The organism is Pontibacillus chungwhensis BH030062 (assembly GCF_000770675.1).
Classification (GTDB): domain Bacteria; phylum Bacillota; class Bacilli; order Bacillales; family BH030062; genus Pontibacillus; species Pontibacillus chungwhensis.
Genome location: NZ_AVBG01000007.1, coordinates 149,652 through 169,116, shown reverse-complemented (window position 1 = coordinate 169,116; position 19,465 = coordinate 149,652). Strand labels below are relative to the sequence as shown.

Below are 19,465 nucleotides of genomic sequence, written 5' to 3'. Positions count from 1 at the left end.
GGAGGAGAAAGATGCCAAAGATTATCAAAGTAATGTTATTTTGGACGCTCGTAGCTCCAACCATTATGACTATCCTTCTTATGATTATAGAATATAGTGTAGGCAAGGATGTTGAACTGCTATCATACTCTGCGGTTTTTTAGGTATAGCTGCTGGGGGATTCATTTTTGTTGGACCATTAAATTATTTAATATCAAAATCTAAAGAAAAATAAATCTGCTTACTAATACTGTTCCAATAACGGACGCGATTGTTCATTGTGAGCAAGCGTTTTGTTGGTAACCTGGGCAGATCTATGAATAGTATCTCTGCTTTTTTGATTAAAGTAAAATTAATCAACTAAAACAGATTAAGGTAAATAAGCATCTAATGTAGGAAGTGATTCATCCATTGTTTTCAACATATTCCAACTTGCAGATAAAACAAGAGTCCATAATGAAAAGTCAGAGTCATCAGTACTCCATACGTTCTGATGGGAAATTAATAGGAATGATTGAGGAAACCATAGATACTTCGGGAGATTGGAAAAATCAATTGCTGAATTTAATTCATTTACATTCCGTAGGGAGTAAGCTCCTGTGCATAACGAATCCCAAAGCAAAGGTCATGGCCTATATAAGTAAAAAGAGAGGTTTCAATAAGAAAATAGATATCTTTGATGCAGAATGGAATAAACTCTCTATACTACAACAAGAATTAAAAATGACGTCTCAAAAAATACTTGCTGTCTCCCCTGATGGAGATGACTTTCTTATTGCAAGAGGTAGAAATGGTTCATTGGACTTTTTTGTAAAAGAGAAGGAAGCAAGTGAATTAGTGCTTTCAAGCATTAAGAAGCGCTCAGTTCCTAATCCAACTTTAAAAGAATCTTTAGTGCTAGGAGATCAATATTCCATTACTAGTAATAAACAGATAACAGAAATGCAGCAATTAATTATAATTGTGATGACAATAGTTATTAGTGAACAGTTACATAATGCGTAATATCATGAAGGAACGATTGAATGATGAAAGCTGTTTTTTCAATGGTATGGGGAGTAGTTTCTTGTCTCGCCGCTTTAGGGAAAGCGACATCCTTGAATGCTTCATTTGATTAAGTGACAGAGTAGTGGGATAGGGGACGGGTCCCTTGTCCGGCCGCCTCTATCTGTGCCCTTTTATAGAGAACAAACACAAAAAACATCAGAGAAACAAATTTTCTCTGATGTTTTTGCACGATACAGTTTTGAAAAAGTAACAGTTCCTTCATATATTACAATCAGGAAGTGTGCGAACTATCCCGGCGCTTCCATGGAAAGCAAGTTAAAACCATAGTCAAAACTGATGTTATTTCGTATAGTTAAATGTAATATTTTTGAAATGAATAATGTTAAAGTACATAGGTGGAGTTTGAGAAAGGAAGCACTTAAACTAACGGTGCAGTAATTTTTAAGAAGGAAATCAATCGCTCATTGCAATTTATATTAAAGTTATGACTATAAGGAACCATTACCAATATTATACGTAAGTGTTTGTAAAAGGGGGATAACTATGTCACGAAAGGTAAAAGACATAATGAAATATAGAGAAATTTCGTTAATATGTTTATTCATCGCCATACCTCTTAATGTAATAAATATATTTTTAGGTTTTAGATGGCTAACTATCCTTGGTATATCATTATTAGCAATCTTTTTTATAATGGCTTTTACTTTATGGAGATGTCCAGTATGCAAAAGGAGACTACCATTACGATTTGATGTGGACACTGATTTAAATGATATATATCGTTGCCCTTATTGTGATACAAAGTTTTTAAGTGGAGAAATCATTGATTAAATTAAACTCAGGATAACAGTAAGGTGGGGGGCGGCTTATTAAGCTAACGGGTGCTTTAACAAAAAATAAACGTAGTTAACAAGGAGAATAGCTATATGGAAATAAGAGAAATAAAAGGTAGTGATGCTGAAAAATTTGCCCTTTTAACAGAGGAAATCGAAGCAAGCTCACAATATATGCTTTGGGAAGCTGGGGAAAGAAAAGTTGATTTTGAACAACAATCTAAAAAAATAGAGGCTATTAAAGAAAGTGAGAATTCAACTATATTCGTTGGAGAACAAGCGAATGAACTTGTTGGATTCTTGTTTGCTATTGGCGGCAACGCAACACGAAACAAGCATTCTGTATATATTATTATAGGGATATTAAGAGATTATAGAGGGCATGGAATAGGAACAAAATTATTTAAAGAATTAGAAGTATGGGCGAAGGACCATAATATCCATCGCTTAGAATTAACAGTTGTTACTGAAAATAAAGCAGGACTATCTTTGTATAAAAAGCAAGGGTTCGAAATAGAAGGAACAAAAAGAGATTCCTTGTTTATTGATGGTGAATATGTAGATGAATACTATATGTCAAAGATTCTATAATAAACCTTATTGCGTAAACGGTACAATAGTTTTAGAACTCTTATTCCATTAGGAGCAGATTAACAAGGGATATGGGGACAGGCTATTTGAGAAGTTTTCCCATCATATAATGGCCAAAAGGTAAGAGAGACGATTAGAACATGGAATGCTGAAAGATTTGCAAAAAGGAAAGTTGATAAAAGAAAAAAGAAGATCTCTAGCCTATTTAGGCTAGAGATCTTTTCACTTGTTCAACTAAAGGGTTGCCATTGTTCGTTAATGAACGATCACTTCTTACTAACGGATAGGATTGAAGAAGATTCAGTTTCGAGATATTGGTATAATTTTGAAACTTTTCTTGTCATTAATCGTAGATTTTATTAAGTTGTAAATTTACTTCTTCTATGTATATGAAGGAGAAAAAAATAAATATGTTTCTTGGAGTTATTCTAATACGGGAGAGACTTTTAATTCTTTATTTTAATAAGGAGATGGGTGGATGTATTTTTCTTCTAAAAAGGATATTTGGTCAAGATTATTGTACTATGGTTTTTTAGTGTTTATTGTACTTATTTACAGATTTGGTTCAGAACCTTTTGGATTCCAGCTTATTACTTATAACAGCATATTCGGCTATATTCTAACAGGGGTGTTATTAGGGGGCATTACATGGATTTGGTTTAGGACAGGATACAGTATCGAAAATGGAAAATTAACAATTAGATTTGGCCCTATTAAGAGGAATATTGAAAGTAGAGATATAATCAAAGTAAGTAATGAAAGAAGTCCTATTACTGCACCTGCTCTTTCAATTGATAGACTCTCTATACTCTATGGTGATTATAAGGTCATTGGCATTTCACCTGAGAATAAAGAAGAGTTTATACAGTTATTGACATCTGAAAATCCAGATATAAAGGTTGAGAATTAGCTAGACTAACGAGGCAGGATAGTTTAAGAGGCTTTTAAGGAGGGAGAAAAAATAAATATATTAAAAAGAGTAAATAGTATCCTTTTAGTCGTAGTAATTGGACTTGCTGTATCTTACTTATTTTTGGACTTCAATATACCTATCTATATTGTTCTCGCCCTTGCATCTGTTACACATACACTAACGGCAGTGGAAATCATCAAAGGTCGCCAAGATAAGCGTGGCTATAAGTATATTTTTGGTGCATTTGTTATGCTTTTTTCGGCATTAGGGACGTTCTTTTAAGGGTAATGTAAGTAGTTTTAATGCAACTAAAGGGTGCGATTGTTCAATAAGAACAATGGCTTTTTCACTAATAAGTAGGTTAGTGGAACAAGCAAGTAATGAAAATGTTGGAGGGGAAGTATGAGCAAAAATATACAATCTATATCTGTCATCTTTTTAGGTGTATGTATTCTTTTAGGTTCTTGGTTTATTTCTCAATCATTTGAAAGCGATAATAAGGTAAGCCCAGTATCGGAAGAGCAATATAGATATGAATTTATCTCAGCAAATGAACAAAATATAATCATATTTGATAAGAAAACAGGTAATTATTGGCGGAAATTTGTCGAGCCAAACGAAGGACCAACGGAATGGGAAAAGCAAGAGTCACCAGTTATGACGTCAGAATAATTTAGTAATAACTATTGAACAAGCCTGTGTGTTTGTTGAATAAGAGCAGTCGCTTCTTTCGTTAAGGCGGCAGGATTATGGAGTAAGAAAAATTTTTCAAGGCGGGGTATAGTGGGTATAGTTGGTAGTATTTTAAATATTATGGTTTTATTAATAATTATTTTCTTAATTTCAAGAGTTGCTCATTTTTTCAACAATACAAAGACAAAGCTCGATGAAATGGATAAAAAGATTGATGAATTGAGAGAGTTAATTTCAAACCAAAAGTAAGTTCTTCTCCTAAAGGGTGGGTTTGTTGAAGATAATATTTTAAGTTCCTAACTAATGAACGCGGTGACCAGATATCGCGTTTTTTTATGAAAAAATTATTGTAAGCTTTGAGGCGTTTTGAAATAATTGGTATTACATATATGGAGCGAATAAATCGAAGAACGTTGTTTAACTTGTGTGAAACAACGAGTCCATATTGATACTATTTTGTTCGTAACAAGTAAACAGAATAAGTGACGCAAGGACTAAATGCTTTGACACTTTTCTACGGAGGTACTTATGAAAACTCACTATTATTTAGGTTGGTTTAACAATTTCTTTCCAGAGACTTTGAGCAGGCTGTTACGGGATGATATAACTGATAGAAAATCGATTGCTATGATTAGCTCGAATCCATCCGTTTATGAAGATGATGGCGCTACTGAACGTTCCTGGCTTGACCAAGCTGGCATTAGGTTTGATGAATACCATTTAATTAATTATCGCGTACATAAGGAAGAAGCCCAAGCGAAAATCAGAAATGCTTCAGTCATTTTTTTGTTGGGTGGAAACATCCTGGAACAAAACGGTTTTTTGTTGGAATATGAATTATCCGAATCTATAAAAGAAAGCAGCGCGGTTGTGATGGGAGCAAGCGCAGGTGCTATCAATATGTCCGCTAAATGGTTAAGCTCAAGTAACTTTGGAGATGAAGTGGAAGAGAACTCTGTTTATACCGGAATCGGTCTCGATCATTTTTCCGTCTTGTCTCATTTTGATCTTGAAAATAATTTTTCACTGGTCCAACGCGAACTTTCTCCCCTATCGGAAGAAATAGATATTTATGCCTCGAACAAAGATTGTGCGATCCGTGTAAAGGGAGACAAGATTGATATTTTTGGCAATGTATTTTTAATTTCTAACTCAAAGATTCAAAAATTGGATGAGACGCTTTAATTGTAGTAAATGTCTCCGAAAAACATAGGTGTGCAGAATGGTAAACCAAGCTAAAACAGTCGAGAGCGATGGTAAACATTTTTACTTTTTATCAGTACCAGAACCTACAAGCTCAATTACTTATAAAGTAAAGGCGTATTCGGTCGACGGAAAAGTAATTGAGGACGAAGAAATACAATCTCTCATTGTATCTAAATAAAGCTACCTTTCTTCAATGGGTGCGATTGTGGACAAGAACAATCGCTTCTTTCATTCAATAAGGATGTTAGCCTTATCTTATTAAGTGAGGGGCAAGTTTCGAAGGAGTTAAGCAATTATGAAAAAGCCGTATAATATTATATTAATTCTAATTTTACTTTCAAATGTAATTATGGGAATTGTGTTGATTCAACAAAGTGCCAAACTGACTGAATTTGAACAGATCCTTTCCAATCTTGAAGTGAATATGGAAGATTTAGATGACTCACACGAAGTGGATATTGTTCGTCGTTTAAAAGAGATTTTAAACGAAAACTGAAAAAGAGTGCGATGGTTGTTAAAGCTAGGGCATACTCTTTCCTAGCATTTCGCTGGATAATAGTTACAGTTTATTAGGCATTTACATAATTAGAACCAAATAACTTATTCACTAAAGGGTGCGCTTCTTAACAAGGAGAACGCACCTTTCTTATTGAAGTAAAAGAGCAGGTCCGTTTAAGTATGCAAGGATTTCACGGTGTAATTATAAGAACCTCACAGGGGAGATAGTAAATGACAAAAGGAATATACGAACATATAAGGGAAGCACAGTTAAGAAAGTATGCAGAACTTGCTGTACGAGCTGGTGTAAATCTGCAGAAAGATCAATTGTTGATTATTCATAGTGATATACAAAATGCTCCATTTGCACGCCTCATCCAAACGGTAGCTTACGAGACAGGAGCTTCAAATGTATATATAGATTGGAAAGATGAACAATCTACCAAAGAATTTTACATACATTCAGCAGATCGGTTCATCGATCACTACCCTGATTGGCAGGCTGCCCGTTTTAAAGAGTGGGAGGATGAAGGTGCTGCTTACATCCATATTATTTCTGAAAACCTAGATGTCTTTAAGGAGGTTTCTGCAGACCGGATAAATCGGTTCCAAAAAGCTTCTCGGACCCAATTAAGAGATTATCATGCGAAAATTAGATCCCATGAAATACGCTGGTGTCTTCTAGCGGTCCCAAACGTAGTATGGGCAACGAACGTATTCCCGAGCCTAAGCAAGGAAGAAGCTTTACACTCATTATGGAACTTGATTTTTAAAGGATCTCGCGCAGACGGGGAAGATCCTATAAAAGATTGGAAGAATCATCATAGAGCCTTCGAATCTCGAAAAGAAACCTTAAACGAGAGCCAATACAAAGCTCTGCATTTTACAAATAGCCGGGGAACAGATTTATTAGTGGGGCTGCCTGATAACCATCTCTATATCGGAGGAGCTGTCATAGATCAAGAAGGTATCCCTTTCTTTCCGAACATTCCTACGGAAGAGATATTTACGGCTCCTCATAAAAATAAGGTGAATGGCAAATTGGTAGGGACTAAACCTCTTATCTATGAAGGAAGTATCATCGATGGATTTTATCTTATTTTTAAAGATGGACGGATTACAGACTATTATGCCGAAAAGGGCCAAGAAGTGTTACAAAATCTGATCGAAACAGACGAAGGTTCACATTATCTAGGTGAAATCGCTTTGGTCTCTAATCAATCTCCACTTGCTCAGGCAGATAATCTATTCTTCAATACATTGTTTGATGAAAATACGTCCTGTCACATCGGCATCGGAAATGCATCTCCCTCCAATCTTCAAAATAGCTCTAACCAATCTGAGGAAGAGTTGAAGGCTGCCGGTCTGAATACTTCACTATTAGCAGTCAATGTGACCTTTGGTAGCGAAGATATGAGAGTAGTGGGCATTCAAGAAGATGGGACTGATGACTTGCTAATGGAGGATGGGGATTTCCGATTCTAAATCGTCTACAGCAAGGGATAGGGGGACAGGTCCCTTGTCCCGCGGCATCCATCTGTGACGTTTTTAAATGAAGCAGTACTGAAAAGGTAACGGAGCTGATATTTATTAACTTGAGGAAGCACTAGAACCGTCCCCACGCTTCAAGGGGCCAGTGTCTCCAATCATAAAAGGCATTTATTAATTTTGAAGGGGAGCGAATGATTTGCAGTTAAACCATGATTACACAAACTTGTTTGAGGATGTACATACTCATGTAAAAGAAAGTGCTGAAAAACTAGGAGCAAGTGGTGGCGCGCTTTTTATTATCCAAAATGACAAAGTCGTAACAGAGTCTTATTTTGGTAAACAGTCACATGCAAGTGATGCTCGAGAGGTTCAAGTAGATACTCAATTCCACATCGCATCTGTCCGAAAAGCTTATATCGGATTTGCAGCGGCTTATGCTATATATCATGGCTATTTTTCTATGGATGATCCGGTAGCACAGTTTGTGGAAGATTCTCATCTATCCCCATATGAAGGGGTAACCATTCGTCACTTGTTAACTCACACACATGGATTACATATAGTTGACGGCCAATTAGTTAGTGACTTTCATCCAGGTGAATCATGGGCATACCGAGGCCCTAGTATTGATTTACTGACCATGATAATTAAAAAAACTACAGGGAAGTCCGTTGCTGATATTGTTAAAGATGAGGTCTTTGATCCAGTTGGTTTCCAATCAACAGAGTGGATTAAGATGAGTCAGCCTCACTCAAAAATTACGAACACCATCCGAGATTCTGATAACATCTATTGGACTGTAACTGATGTAGTGGATGGTTCTGGAATGAATATGTATGTGTCTGCCCAGGAGCTGGCGTTATGGGGATATCTTCATTTAAAAGAAGGAAAATGGGGAGATCAACAGCTTATTCCGAAAGAGATCATTCAATTGGCAACATCCATACAGACGCCTAACCCGGAACTTCCTATCCATAAGAATGGATGTTTATGGTTTGTAAAAGATACGAATCATAGCTTTAACCAAATAGGTGATGCAGTGCCAAGGGGTTCCTATCAATTACTTGGCTACACAAATGTAGCTCTGCTAGTCATCCCAGAGGAAAACATAGTAGCAGTGAGAATGTTCAATCGGTATGGTTCTTCAGGAGGATACGATTATCTCAAAGACATCCGCTCATTTGGAGACCTTGTTTATAAATGTTCTATAAAGACAAGTACAACGGGTGTTTAAGTGGGTCAATACAAATAGTATGTTTGGGTTGCTGCGTATATAAATTCCTCCCAGTTATCAAAATCTGTTGTATCACTGATGTGATTGTCTAAAACTGCTCCTTGAAAGTTTTTGTAGGGGATTTGTAACTCGGAAATATGGAAAGGGAAGTAATATTTAAATTCCTCAAAATTATTGTATTGACTTTGTTGTGTTAGAAAATCAGCAGTCAGAACCTTTTCTAAATTCTCTTCCATATGTAAATCATTAATAATTGATTGGTTGCTAAATACTTCATCTTTCAACGTTATTCCTCCATCATATTAATCTTACGATGCTTAAGGTTAATATGGACTAAAGGGTTGAAAGTTATTTATCTTATGACGACTTCTGATCGTTCTATGACGATTTCATTTGTATACAGGGGGCATTAGGTAAGAGATAGCCCTTCTCTGTAACCTTTTATAAAGAACAAACACAAAAAACGTCAGAGAAACGCATGTTCTCTGACGTTTTTGTATGAAACGGGATTGAAAAGGTAATAGATCCTCCATCTATTAATATAAGGAAGGATCAGAACCGTCCCCGCGCTTCTCCTCAACTCATATACCCTTCCACAAGTTCAATGCACCTTTCCTCAGTCAAGTTTGCCAACACACTCACATATTCCAGCTGTTCCTGTGTGCCGCCTTTAAACTTTTCCGACGCTTCAAGGGCGCTATTGTCTCTGTATGTAAGCCACTCGCGTTGTTTTTCTCTTAAACGCTCCATTTCTTCAGGAGGCAATTGTTCCTCAAGGACGCGGTAGGTCTCATTCAATAAATTATCCCAAATCTTCCATCTGTCGTTTTCCGTTTTTTTCAGAGCATAGGTCGAGGAATCTGTTGGTTCTAGATTCGCCACTTCGGCTCTGGCCTCCTCGATTTTTTCCACATACATGTCTTTTAGCATCGACTGTTTGTTTGTTGTATCAGAGGTACTTTCTGTGACCGTTGTTTCCTGTTCTGTCTTCTCTGTCTTATCGGATGTCTCTTTCACAGGTGTTTCTGTGTTCGCGCTCTCTGCTTCTGTTTCTTGCTCTTTGTCTTCTTGTTCAGTCTGAGCTAAGGTTTGGTTCTCCTGATGTTCAGTGGAAGTGCCATCCGTATTCTTTGTTCCCTCATCACATGATGTAAGCAAAAAGACGAATGCGATAAGAAGTCCCGTAGAAAAAAGACCTCCTTTGCGGATCTTTCCCATATTCCTGCCCCCTTCATTAACTCATGCAGGCTTTTCGGTTACGATTTTGCCCACAATGAGGTTTATTTTACCATATATTCCTATTTTCTTCTTGCTAACTCTATAAAAAAGATTCAAAGAATAGACACCGAACTGCCCCCTGAAGATGATTATAGATGTAAAAGGACAAAGTAGGTGGAGTCGATGAACATCAATCATCTTAAAAAGTACCAAACATTCTCATCCGTTGCGGAATTAGACCAACACGTAAGAGGGTTTCTTCGTCGATATAAATGGGAGCTATCTGAGGGGAATCTCGAGATCCTGACATACATATGGCGTCATTCGGTCAAATATCCTGGTGTCTCATTCGCCAAAGTAAACACGATTGTCTCAACGACCGGACGCAGCCGCAGTACGGTCATTCGCACGATCAATCGTTTTGAGAACATGAATTTGATTAAAAGAGTGGCGACCATCCGCCCAAACGGTAAACGTGGCGTGAATCTATTACTCTTTCAGCCTCAAGAAGCATTTCTTACACCGTGCGATGACACCCTACCTGACACGGCAGTTGATACGGTACCGGTCGAGGCGGAATTCACGTCTCCCAACGGATCTACGCCTGAATTTCACAAGGAAGCAGAGAATAAGCAGGGAGAGAAACAATCTTTAAAGACTAAGAAGATCGAAGGAAGAGCCGGCTTCAGGTTCGATATGGATTACACCTTTTTGCCTTCTTACATCCCAACATCCTTTGTTGAAGAGGCAAAGCCATTCTTCACACCTGTAGAAGTCGACCGGGTATGGGAATGCATTTATAGAGCTTACAAAAGAGAACAGATGCATCAGAGCATTGAGGCGTACCTGGAGGGCATCACGCGTACATTCAAGCAAGCGATCTTCCTTTACAAACAAGGCAAGATTAAGAAGGAATTCTGTGGGTATTTGTATAGCTGTGTTCTTGAGTCTTTGCGTCAAGAGAAGCGGAGGGAAACGATTCAGTGCAGTGGTTCTGTTTACTATAATTGGTTAGATGAAGCTTAATCCGGGTGAAACGTATAACGGGAGAGCATCGTAGAGGAAGAGGGAAAGGGGAGAGGTTATGCTTTTCATCATCGGTTCATTCATAGCTTTTATAGCGCTGCTCTTATACGGGATCTATGTGTTCAACGATTATAAAAGCAGTACGAAGGAAGAGAAGAAAACGAAGCACAGACATATGATCCGGGTCGTCTTAATGGTTCCAATCACAGCAATCCTTTTAATCAGTGAGAACTTGAGACGGAACGGATTGACACTTGAGGAGATCAGGCCTTACCTGTTCGTGGCCGTACTCATCTCGTTTTTTATCCCAGGGTTCGTATACATGCTCCGCACAGCTTTCCATAAGGAATCAAGAGAGAAGTTTAATGATCGGAGTCACTACAAATCTTCATTCGTGTACAAGTATCGAAAGGTGATTGTTCCCCTTGCCGTTCTTGTACCTATCGTATTTATACTCGTGATGTTTTATCAGATTTGGGAGATGAGTTTTTAATGGGAAGAGAGAAGCGGCACGGGTCTGTTATTGTGCCGCTTAAGTTGGAAACGTTATTTACCTGGATCCATGCTCTCGCGCGATTTGTTTAAACTGCTCCTGCTGCTCTTGGTTCTCAAAAAATCGCTTCGGCAAAACAATCGCTTTACGCTTCGATACATACAGGAGGAACAACTCGGGGGTCTCCTGAAATGAGGAGAAGTCACTCCATTCATAATAATTATCAGAGCGTCTCCCTTTCTGCTGAACCCCCTCCTCACTGAACGTGTAAGTCATCTCTTTATGCGCGACAGCATCACTGTCGAACTCTTTCTTCGCACGGTTCCGGTTAAACACCTTTACGGAAAGGAGAAAGAGACCTGATGGAACAAGAGCGAACAAAGCCGCAAACCAGATGCTTACAAACCATATCGCATCAATCACACTTACGAACATAAATGTAAACATCACCAGAAGCACGAAGAAAAAGGACAGGTTGATCCTCCGTACATGATAGGCCTGGTATTTCTTGAATTCATCCAATGTAATGGTTCCGCTCACGGTAACAGACTCACGATTTTCCAAAACAACCACTCCTTTAGCTAGTAATCTATACCCGAACTTTTCGATGGTCATACAAACTCATAGGTCATTGGTCATAAAGTGAGGCACTTTGAGTAGCTAGGGTAATCCCTTTTACTAAACGACCACCCTACTCATCGCTATATAGAGTGCCTCCTATTTACATGTTATGGTTGTAGATATTAGTGAATTCCGTAACGTACTACTTATATATAAAACGAGGTCAGATTAAATCCGTTCCGGCTCTTCCTATTCTACATATTGAAGAAAGGAGTAAGGAAAATGAGAAAACGTTCAAACTCGAAGTGGAAGTTCACCGAATTTGCTCTGAAGGTAGGTATCGGAGGTTTGATTGTGCCATCCATTACGCTCGGCCCTAACTTCTATATTATAGGAGGAGTATTGCTTCTTACGTTATGGGCGATCGTATCCGACATCATGTTGATGCGCGACAAGAAATGGAACGCCTCGAACAACGATGAGCATCAGATCGAATAGGTACTTGTCGAATCGACTTACGTTCGTTGGTTGAATCCCTGATATCCGAATAAAAATGAAAGAAAGAGAACACGTGTTGGGTGAGCATATTTTTGCTCACCCTTTTTTATATGATGAGGGTAACAAAGAAACAGGAGGAATGAATGATGAAGAAACTATTCTCAGGGTGCTTAACAATTATTGGAGCGATTGTAGTGATTGGAATTATTATCGCTGTTGCAACCGGTGGGGATGACTCCACAACGACATCAACAGAAGGTACATCGAATGACCAGCCAAAAGAAAAGACGAAAGAAGAACAAACAGAAACGATCGGAATCGGTGAAACGGCAACGATCGATGATATTGGCTTCACGGTAACGAATGCCGAGTCTAAAACAACGATTGAAGGTAGCGATGAGTACACAGAACCTGTCACAACAGACAATCAGTTTATCGTGTTAGACGTAACAATTAACAACGGCAAGAGCGAAGCCATTACGACAGACTCAGAGTTCTTTACCCTTGTAAGTAATGATGGAACAGAATACAGCCCGAAGAACGATGGAGATCTTATGATGGTCATTCCAACAGATAAGATGTTGTTCTTTGAAGAGATCAACCCAGGTCTAAAGAAAGAAGGAATGATTGTATTTGAGGTAGGATCTGACGTACAAATGAGTGATCTAACACTCAAAGCTGACGCAGGTTTCTGGGGAACGAAGAGTGTGAACATTAATTTGAACTAACGAAAAGCCCGCTCCTCCCAAGTGGCGGGATCGGGCTTATTTTTATCATGAAGTCTTATTGATTCTCACCATGTAAAGCCAGCGAACATATACGATAACACTGATCCCAGCTGCAGCAACGGCTAGCATACCACCCCAATTGACGTGGGAACCTGTTAGGCGCCAGAAGCTGTAAGGAACGAGATAAAGGAAAACGAGGGTTAACACACCTAAGCAGATCATCATGATACTCTTCACGGGACTCTTTCTCACCTCAGTCTTAACCATCGCGATCCCATTCAGAACAATGGAGAGCCCGATCAGTGACAATACCAGCATCAAACCATTTACCATCTTACCCCTCCCAGAATTGTTCAAGAGCTAAATGAAAGGTCGACATGTATGTAGGTAGAGCTCTGAGGTGAAAAACTATAAAAAGGAAGCAATCCTTCCAAGTGTATGCGTGCATTCGTTATAGGTTAGTACCCTAATCTGGATAAATAAAACAATTGAATAGTAGAATCTCAAACTGAAAGAAATGCCGATCATAAGTGGGGAGAGGATTGCCAAAACAAGGAATCTCTTTCAAAGGGTAGTTTTGGAAGAAATAGAGCATTACAATAGAATTTGGAAAAGGAAAGAGGAGGTCTCACATTTGGAACTAAACAACAATACCAGGTTATTGCAGCTTCAAGAGATCCTATCCCAAGAAACCGACGAATATCACGAACTAAGCATTAAAGAGATTAAAGAAAAACTGAAGGTAGTCTTTGGCTCAGAGGCTAAGTTTGATAACCGAACGTTAAAACGTGACATGGAAGTCCTTGCGGAAGCAGGGGTCGAAGTGATCCAGAACCAGGGCGAATTCGGGAAGATGATGTACAGCTACCAGGACCGAGTCTTTGAAACGTACCACTTGCGTCTGTTGATCGACGCTGTTCTCTCAGCCAAGTTCATTACAGAGAAAGAGAAGAAGGATTTAATCCCGCGGATCAAGCAGCTGACGAGTAAACATATCGCCAAGCAATTACCCGACCCTGTGTTGTTCAACCAATCAGCAGATGATGGCTATCAGCTTGTGAAGCTAAACATCGATCATGTACATAGAGCCATCGCTGAACAAAAGGTCCTCCACTACCAGTACGGAAAATACAATATGAAGAAAGAGTTCGAATACAACCGAGAAGGCAGCACGTATGAAGTCGAACCCTATGCCCTGATCTGGCAAAATGATTTCTACTATTTAATAGGCCGGTTCCGCGGCACTGGAGAAATGCGCCACTACCGCCTAGACCGCATACGAAACATTCGGCTTTCAGAAGAACGCTTCAGAAAAGAAGACTTCAACGTCCAGGACTACGTTGACCAAAGCTTCCACATGTTCGCAGGCGAGAACACCTGGATCAAGGTTCAATTCCACGCCTCGCTCCTAAACGTCGTCCTCGACCGATTCGGCCTAGAAGCCTCCATCCAGCAAGTCGATGAAGAGCACTTTTTGCTTTCAACGAAGGCGAAGATGAGTACGGGGTTAGTTGCTTGGATTATGCAGTGGGGGCGGAAGGCTAAGGTCGTTTCGCCTGAAGAGTTGAAGGAAGAGATTCGGGAGGAAGTTCTGGCTATGTGTGAGGGGTATGGTTTAGAGGAGTACGAATGATTCATATATAGCTATATTTTAATGACCAAGAAGAGTCTAGAAGTTTAACAGATATGACTTAAATAGGGGCAAAATGATATGATAGACACACGGGAGGTTTGAATATATGGAATTAATCAATATTATTGTTCCTGTTGTTCTAACCACGTCATTTAATACCTTCCTGTAGAGATGTAGTGATTCCTTGGGTCTCTCTGCGGGATGGTATTGATCTCAAGGAGAGGACGTGGAAACATGGAACGTAGTCAAGCGTATTACAGGCATCAACGAAACAGAGTGATTCAAAGAAAATTAAACATCGTGAAAAACGTATGGGGGGCCGTGGATGGGAATGAAGACCACCCATGGGCTAAAGAACCTGGTCGTTTGGATAAAGCGAGAATGAATTGTTCTTGTAAGATGTGTAAATATGAGAAGCACTATGATGTCCCTAAAGCTTCGCTGAAGTCGAAGTGGGATGTTATGGGGCAGGAGATTGAGGAGTATTTTAAAGAGGATTAGATAAAAAGCTATGGGATATGGGGACAGGTCCCTTGTCCCGCCGCCTTCATATCTGACGTTTTATTCTCACATAATAGCAATGAAAGTTAGAGAAGGTCGATCTATTACGATTTCATCTGTTTACATGGGCATAAGGTAGAGATAGCGCAAATCTATGACTTTTTATAGAGAACAAACACAAAAAAACGTCAGAGAAACGCATGTTCTCTGACGTTTTTGCATGAAAGAGTATTGAAAAGGTAACAGATCATCCATACATAAACATAAGGGAGCAGCGTCCCCACGCTACTTTAAAGCTTCCACATGTTGGCAAGCGCCCCTGGATCATTATAGAGTGAGGTATGTCAGGCAAGGGGTATAATAATAGAGAGATCAAAGTAAAGGGAGACTCAAGATGAGAGTAATTTCATTTATAAGCCAGTTAAGCTTAACAAATGTAGGGAAATCAGGGACAAACGATTATTATTTGTATTTTCCTAAACGGGGAGATGAAGTAATAAATGCTTTCTTCACTAAAAACCATGCGGAAGAATTTGATGTTACTGATAAAGAGACTGGTGATAAATACAGCATGAAAGTGACCTTTCCCAGAAGCGGTGCAGAATGCCGCATTGTAAAAGAGTTCGCAGAATATGTAAGGAACAAGGCACTTGATGCAGGTGATGAGGTCATATTGGAGAAACGATTTATGGACGGCGAAGAGCCGCAGTACTTTATGGATTATATTAAATATGATCAAAGAATGATTCTCCGTTATCATAATAAAACAAATGCTTATTACACTTGGCACCCGGAACGTTTCGAACGGTTTCTATCAAACGAGAGCTCTATTCAAATTAAGGACAATAATGTCTTTGTTGCAATTGATATAAACTATAAGGAAGATGTTTTCCTTAGAAGTGGATCTACTAAGAAAACACCGGTGTATCAATTTGAAGGAATTGAACATTTTTATGAAGATAGACCGCTGAAAGTGATCATCTTGGAAAGAGAAGAAGATGGAACGTTTAGAATGGCGAAACCATATGATTGGAAATTTCACGAAATAGATACTGAAACCTAAACACACTAAAGGAGACCGCACATGAATTATTGGATATTATCAATCGAAGCAATAATGAACACATTTTCCATAATAGAATCTAAATCGGACATACGCTTTAAGATGAGTCTGGATTCAACGAGTGAACGAGGAAACATACTTGATGAACAGTCCATAAACGCAGGTGATAAGATACTTGTTTTTATTGACAAGCCAGTAGGTGAAATCAGGTATATGCTTGAAGTGACTGGTGTTGATCATACTCACTTAGTGTTGCACAAAAGCTATGAAACGGGTTATGGGCTTACTATGCGAAAGATGCAGCAAGTAGATGAAGAAACTTATAATCTGTTAGAAAGTAATAATCATCGACAATTGCATCAAATATCTGAAGCATCATTTAACACGTTGTTCTCACATATGTTTGAAGACTTTTCAAATCGTTATGAAGTGAAAACTGAACAACCCGTGATTCATGAAACGAAAGAAGATTATGTAGCACCTGAGAAGAACCCTCAGGATGAACATCTACCTCATAACTGGATCGTATTTGGTGCACCAGGCACAGGAAAGAGTTATCAAATCGACCAGCAAAGAAAGACATATTTCGGCTCGAATTATGAACGGGTTACCTTCCATCCTAATTTCTCCTATGGACAGTTTGTAGGCGCCTATAAACCTCGCCCGATGAAAGAGGATAAGAGTAAGATTACATATGATCTTGTTGCCGGTCCTTTGTTACGTACGGTCACTAAAGCCATGAACCATCCGGAAAGAAATTACGTTTTGATTATAGAAGAAATCAACCGCGCGAATACAGCGGCTGTCTTTGGCGATATCTTTCAGTTACTAGATCGGAACGAGGATGGGAAGAGTGAATACAATATTGTTGCCTCAGAAGAGGTGAAGGAATATATTGAATCTCAGACAGATGCGGATCTAGTAAACTATGAGATCCATCTTCCTTCTAACCTATATATCTGGGCGACGATGAACACCTCAGACCAAGGAGTTTTTCCACTAGATAGTGCATTCAAACGCCGATTTGATTTTGAATTTATTAGCATTAATGCGAGTGAAGAAAAGATTGGAGACATCGACATTACCATTAAGGGAATCGGCACGATGAAGTGGAATCATTTCCGCAGAACCCTGAATGATTACTTACTACAGCATGTCCGAAATATTAAAGAGGATAAATTAATTGGTCCATTCTTTATTAAGAAGACGGATTTAGAAGCCTCTGACAAGCATTTTCAGAAAGTCTTCCAAAACAAATTGCTGATGTATCTGGCTGAGGATATCCTTAAAACGGATAAGACGAAACTATTCAAATACCCATCATTCTCGCAAATTGTGACAGCGTACATTGAGGACGAGGAAAATGTGTTCTCAGACGCATTCACAGAAGCCTTAGCAGAACAGGAGTAATCAGGTGGTATTCTTAAAGGAATTGAAGCCATACACGACAAGTGAATTGAAACAAAAACTGGAACTAAACTCGAATGAGTGGGAAGACTTTCTCGCAGAAATGCAACGATTAAGAATGCTAGAGTGGAAGCGGAGTGATGTGTGCAGTGTCTCCTATGTTGGCTTCATGGAATGGCACGAGAAGTTTGTCTTCTGCTTGCCAAAGTATGTTGAAGATGTATCAGATAAAAGCCATGCTAACGCGCTGATGTCTCTTTTTATGGAATATGCGAAACGCGAGAACCTTGATGAATATGAATTGGATACCATGGGAGATGAAGTGACAGAGGAGAACTTTAACTATCTTGCTACGGCAGATTTTATTCTTGGGGATTATTTCGAGAATGGACTTTATTCAAATGAGAAAAAGTTGTATGAACTGAATGGTGAAGGCGAGATTAACTGGAATAAGACAATAGAAGAGCATGATGCGTACATGAGTAACGGGCAGCCCTTCTATCTTGATCTGGTTACAGAAGCGACCTTTAATGATGAAGAAGATTTTGTAAGGCTGATTCACAAATACGTCCTGACAGAATGCAGTTTATATATGCGTGAGCTGTCTTTCTTGGATTATTTCAATTATCCTCCTCTGGACTTTGAAGTGGAGTGGGAAGAGATTGGGAGCTTGGAGTATGCTTTATATCATATTGAAAATGAAATGCACCAACAGTTCTCAGATCAGAAGCTGTCCATTCTTAAAACATTATACTTCTTCCTGGCAAGAGAAAAGGGAGCAAACGCCTGGGACCACTTAAAACTATTTGGAACCAGAACGTTCCATGTCGTCTGGGAAAAGGTTCTCGGTTACGTGCTCCATAACCAATATGATGATTACAAATCCTATATTCCAAAACCTATCTGGACAGATGCCAGAACAGGTAGGGGGACTGAAACAGAGACAATCATTCCTGACATTCTCCGAAATGATAAAGAACATAAGCGGTTCTATATTATGGATGCCAAATATTACACGACAACGTTTGATCATCGGGGAAAATTAAAAAACAACGTTCCGGGAGTGGGAGACGTCTCCAAGCAATATTTGTACGAGCAAGCGTTGAAGCTATCTCCTGAATTTGATGGCTATCAATGGGAGAATGTATTCTTAATGCCGTCTTATATGCAAAGCGAAGTATTTGGGTCTGTTCGGCTGCCATTCATGGGAGATATGAAAGATATTCAATTAGTAAGGTTAAATACCAAAGAAGTGTATAGATCTTACTTGAATCAATCTGAGTTCAATCTTTCACTCGTTTATGATGAGAGATAACACAAATAATACTTTCCACGCCGACAGTGTATATTCTCTTCAATAAATAATAAAGGTCCTGCCAATCTTCCGGCAGGACCTTTATCGTATAAATTTCTTTATTTGTTCACGCTCTTTAGCATCCTCAATAAAATCCACAATGGAATCCACGGTGGACAATAGGTTGGATTTGATATCATGTTCCCAAATACGAAGGACGTGCCAACCTTTATTAAAGTAGTAACTGTTCACTTCTTCATCTCTTTCCTTGTTGCGTTGTAACTTGTGAAACCAAAACTCTTGGTTATTCTTCGGCATGTTCCCGTGAATCTCGCAGCCATGCCAGAAGCAGGAGTCCAGGAAGATGACAATCTTATATCTTTTAATGGCTATATCGGGGCTTCCGTATAGATCTTTCACATTCTTTCTGAACCTGTATCCCCGTTTCCATAACTCCTTTGTAACATTGGTTTCGATTGAGGTATCTTTTCCTTTAATGGCTTTCATATTCTTTCTGCGTACTTGTGGAGAATGGACATCACTCATGGTTTATCTCCTTTATATGAAAGGTTGTATAGGTATAGTATTCCTGCAATT

General features: G+C 38.9%; 24 protein-coding genes. 19 read left to right on the top strand and 5 right to left on the bottom strand.

What is annotated here, in order from left to right; translation table 11 throughout:
- Window positions 1–11: 11 nt before the first annotated feature.
- The 10 genes from N780_RS20275 (at window position 12) to N780_RS10860 (ending at window position 8,446) form a co-directional block, all read left to right on the top strand.
- Window positions 12–143, top strand: coding sequence for a hypothetical protein (locus N780_RS20275; RefSeq protein ID WP_269746707.1), 132 nt, complete (start codon window positions 12–14; stop codon window positions 141–143).
- Window positions 144–489: 346 nt separating this feature from the next.
- On the top strand, window positions 490–984 hold the full coding sequence (locus N780_RS10900; RefSeq protein WP_198135853.1) for a hypothetical protein: 495 nt from the start codon (window positions 490–492) through the stop codon (window positions 982–984).
- A gap of 929 nt (window positions 985–1,913) precedes the next feature.
- A complete protein-coding gene (locus N780_RS10890; RefSeq protein WP_036783695.1) occupies window positions 1,914–2,411 on the top strand; it encodes a GNAT family N-acetyltransferase in 498 nt (165 codons plus the stop codon).
- 478 nt (window positions 2,412–2,889) lie between these two features.
- Window positions 2,890–3,321, top strand: coding sequence for a PH domain-containing protein (locus tag N780_RS10885; RefSeq protein ID WP_036783693.1), 432 nt, complete (start codon window positions 2,890–2,892; stop codon window positions 3,319–3,321).
- Window positions 3,322–3,726: 405 nt separating this feature from the next.
- Window positions 3,727–3,996, top strand: coding sequence for a hypothetical protein (locus N780_RS10880; RefSeq protein ID WP_036783691.1), 270 nt, complete (start codon window positions 3,727–3,729; stop codon window positions 3,994–3,996).
- A gap of 549 nt (window positions 3,997–4,545) precedes the next feature.
- Window positions 4,546–5,202 carry a Type 1 glutamine amidotransferase-like domain-containing protein gene (locus N780_RS10875; protein WP_036783689.1) on the top strand — a complete coding sequence of 219 codons (657 nt, stop codon included), beginning with the start codon at window positions 4,546–4,548 and terminating at the stop codon, window positions 5,200–5,202.
- 37 nt (window positions 5,203–5,239) lie between these two features.
- On the top strand, window positions 5,240–5,401 hold the full coding sequence (locus N780_RS19850; protein WP_156969149.1) for a hypothetical protein: 162 nt from the start codon (window positions 5,240–5,242) through the stop codon (window positions 5,399–5,401).
- A 117-nt stretch (window positions 5,402–5,518) separates the two neighbouring features.
- The gene (locus tag N780_RS10870; protein WP_036783687.1) at window positions 5,519–5,719 is read left to right on the top strand and encodes a hypothetical protein; all 201 of its coding nucleotides are present in this window, start codon (window positions 5,519–5,521) and stop codon (window positions 5,717–5,719) included.
- A gap of 233 nt (window positions 5,720–5,952) precedes the next feature.
- Window positions 5,953–7,206 (top strand): aminopeptidase, encoded by a 1,254-nt coding sequence (locus tag N780_RS10865; protein ID WP_036783685.1) that lies wholly within the window; start codon window positions 5,953–5,955, stop codon window positions 7,204–7,206.
- Between the two features lie 202 nt (window positions 7,207–7,408).
- The gene (locus N780_RS10860) at window positions 7,409–8,446 is read left to right on the top strand and encodes a serine hydrolase domain-containing protein (protein ID WP_052115018.1); all 1,038 of its coding nucleotides are present in this window, start codon (window positions 7,409–7,411) and stop codon (window positions 8,444–8,446) included.
- Window positions 8,447–8,451: 5 nt separating this feature from the next.
- Here N780_RS10860 and N780_RS10855 read toward each other — a convergent pair whose 3' ends face one another.
- Together N780_RS10855 and N780_RS20170 are read right to left on the bottom strand one after the other, a co-directional pair.
- On the bottom strand, window positions 8,452–8,730 hold the full coding sequence (locus N780_RS10855; protein ID WP_036783683.1) for a hypothetical protein: 279 nt from the start codon (window positions 8,728–8,730) through the stop codon (window positions 8,452–8,454).
- 292 nt (window positions 8,731–9,022) lie between these two features.
- Window positions 9,023–9,664, bottom strand: a complete 642-nt coding sequence (locus N780_RS20170) for a lysozyme inhibitor LprI family protein (RefSeq protein ID WP_052115017.1) — start codon at window positions 9,662–9,664, stop codon at window positions 9,023–9,025.
- Between the two features lie 183 nt (window positions 9,665–9,847).
- On the opposite strand from N780_RS20170, the gene N780_RS10845 reads away from it, so the two are divergent.
- Both N780_RS10845 and N780_RS10840 read left to right on the top strand, forming a co-directional pair.
- On the top strand, window positions 9,848–10,690 hold the full coding sequence (locus N780_RS10845; protein WP_036783681.1) for a winged helix DNA-binding protein: 843 nt from the start codon (window positions 9,848–9,850) through the stop codon (window positions 10,688–10,690).
- A gap of 58 nt (window positions 10,691–10,748) precedes the next feature.
- Entirely contained in the window at window positions 10,749–11,183 is a 435-nt protein-coding gene (locus N780_RS10840; protein WP_036783679.1) for an OSTA/TMEM184 family protein, read from the top strand.
- A 57-nt stretch (window positions 11,184–11,240) separates the two neighbouring features.
- Here the strand turns inward: N780_RS10840 and N780_RS10835 are convergent, their stop codons facing one another.
- A complete protein-coding gene (locus N780_RS10835; protein ID WP_036783677.1) occupies window positions 11,241–11,747 on the bottom strand; it encodes a YcxB family protein in 507 nt (168 codons plus the stop codon).
- A gap of 279 nt (window positions 11,748–12,026) precedes the next feature.
- On the opposite strand from N780_RS10835, the gene N780_RS10830 reads away from it, so the two are divergent.
- Window positions 12,027–12,242, top strand: coding sequence for a hypothetical protein (locus N780_RS10830; RefSeq protein ID WP_036783674.1), 216 nt, complete (start codon window positions 12,027–12,029; stop codon window positions 12,240–12,242).
- 143 nt (window positions 12,243–12,385) lie between these two features.
- Window positions 12,386–12,970 carry a DUF4352 domain-containing protein gene (locus N780_RS10825; protein WP_084599530.1) on the top strand — a complete coding sequence of 195 codons (585 nt, stop codon included), beginning with the start codon at window positions 12,386–12,388 and terminating at the stop codon, window positions 12,968–12,970.
- 45 nt (window positions 12,971–13,015) lie between these two features.
- Here N780_RS10825 and N780_RS10820 read toward each other — a convergent pair whose 3' ends face one another.
- Window positions 13,016–13,303 (bottom strand): hypothetical protein, encoded by a 288-nt coding sequence (locus N780_RS10820; RefSeq protein WP_036783669.1) that lies wholly within the window; start codon window positions 13,301–13,303, stop codon window positions 13,016–13,018.
- A 301-nt stretch (window positions 13,304–13,604) separates the two neighbouring features.
- Between N780_RS10820 and N780_RS10815 the strand changes: the two genes are divergently transcribed.
- The 5 genes from N780_RS10815 (at window position 13,605) to N780_RS10795 (ending at window position 18,889) form a co-directional block, all read left to right on the top strand.
- Complete coding sequence (locus N780_RS10815; protein WP_036783667.1) at window positions 13,605–14,603, top strand: helix-turn-helix transcriptional regulator; 999 nt, start codon at window positions 13,605–13,607, stop codon at window positions 14,601–14,603.
- Window positions 14,604–14,837: 234 nt separating this feature from the next.
- Window positions 14,838–15,104, top strand: coding sequence for a hypothetical protein (locus tag N780_RS10810; protein WP_036783665.1), 267 nt, complete (start codon window positions 14,838–14,840; stop codon window positions 15,102–15,104).
- Between the two features lie 394 nt (window positions 15,105–15,498).
- On the top strand, window positions 15,499–16,167 hold the full coding sequence (locus tag N780_RS10805; protein WP_036783663.1) for a hypothetical protein: 669 nt from the start codon (window positions 15,499–15,501) through the stop codon (window positions 16,165–16,167).
- A gap of 21 nt (window positions 16,168–16,188) precedes the next feature.
- A complete protein-coding gene (locus tag N780_RS19240) occupies window positions 16,189–17,577 on the top strand; it encodes an McrB family protein (protein WP_052115016.1) in 1,389 nt (462 codons plus the stop codon).
- Between the two features lie 4 nt (window positions 17,578–17,581).
- Entirely contained in the window at window positions 17,582–18,889 is a 1,308-nt protein-coding gene (locus tag N780_RS10795; RefSeq protein WP_036783662.1) for an LlaJI family restriction endonuclease, read from the top strand.
- Between the two features lie 81 nt (window positions 18,890–18,970).
- Here the strand turns inward: N780_RS10795 and N780_RS10790 are convergent, their stop codons facing one another.
- The gene (locus N780_RS10790) at window positions 18,971–19,414 is read right to left on the bottom strand and encodes a very short patch repair endonuclease (protein ID WP_036783660.1); all 444 of its coding nucleotides are present in this window, start codon (window positions 19,412–19,414) and stop codon (window positions 18,971–18,973) included.
- Window positions 19,415–19,465 lie beyond the last annotated feature (51 nt).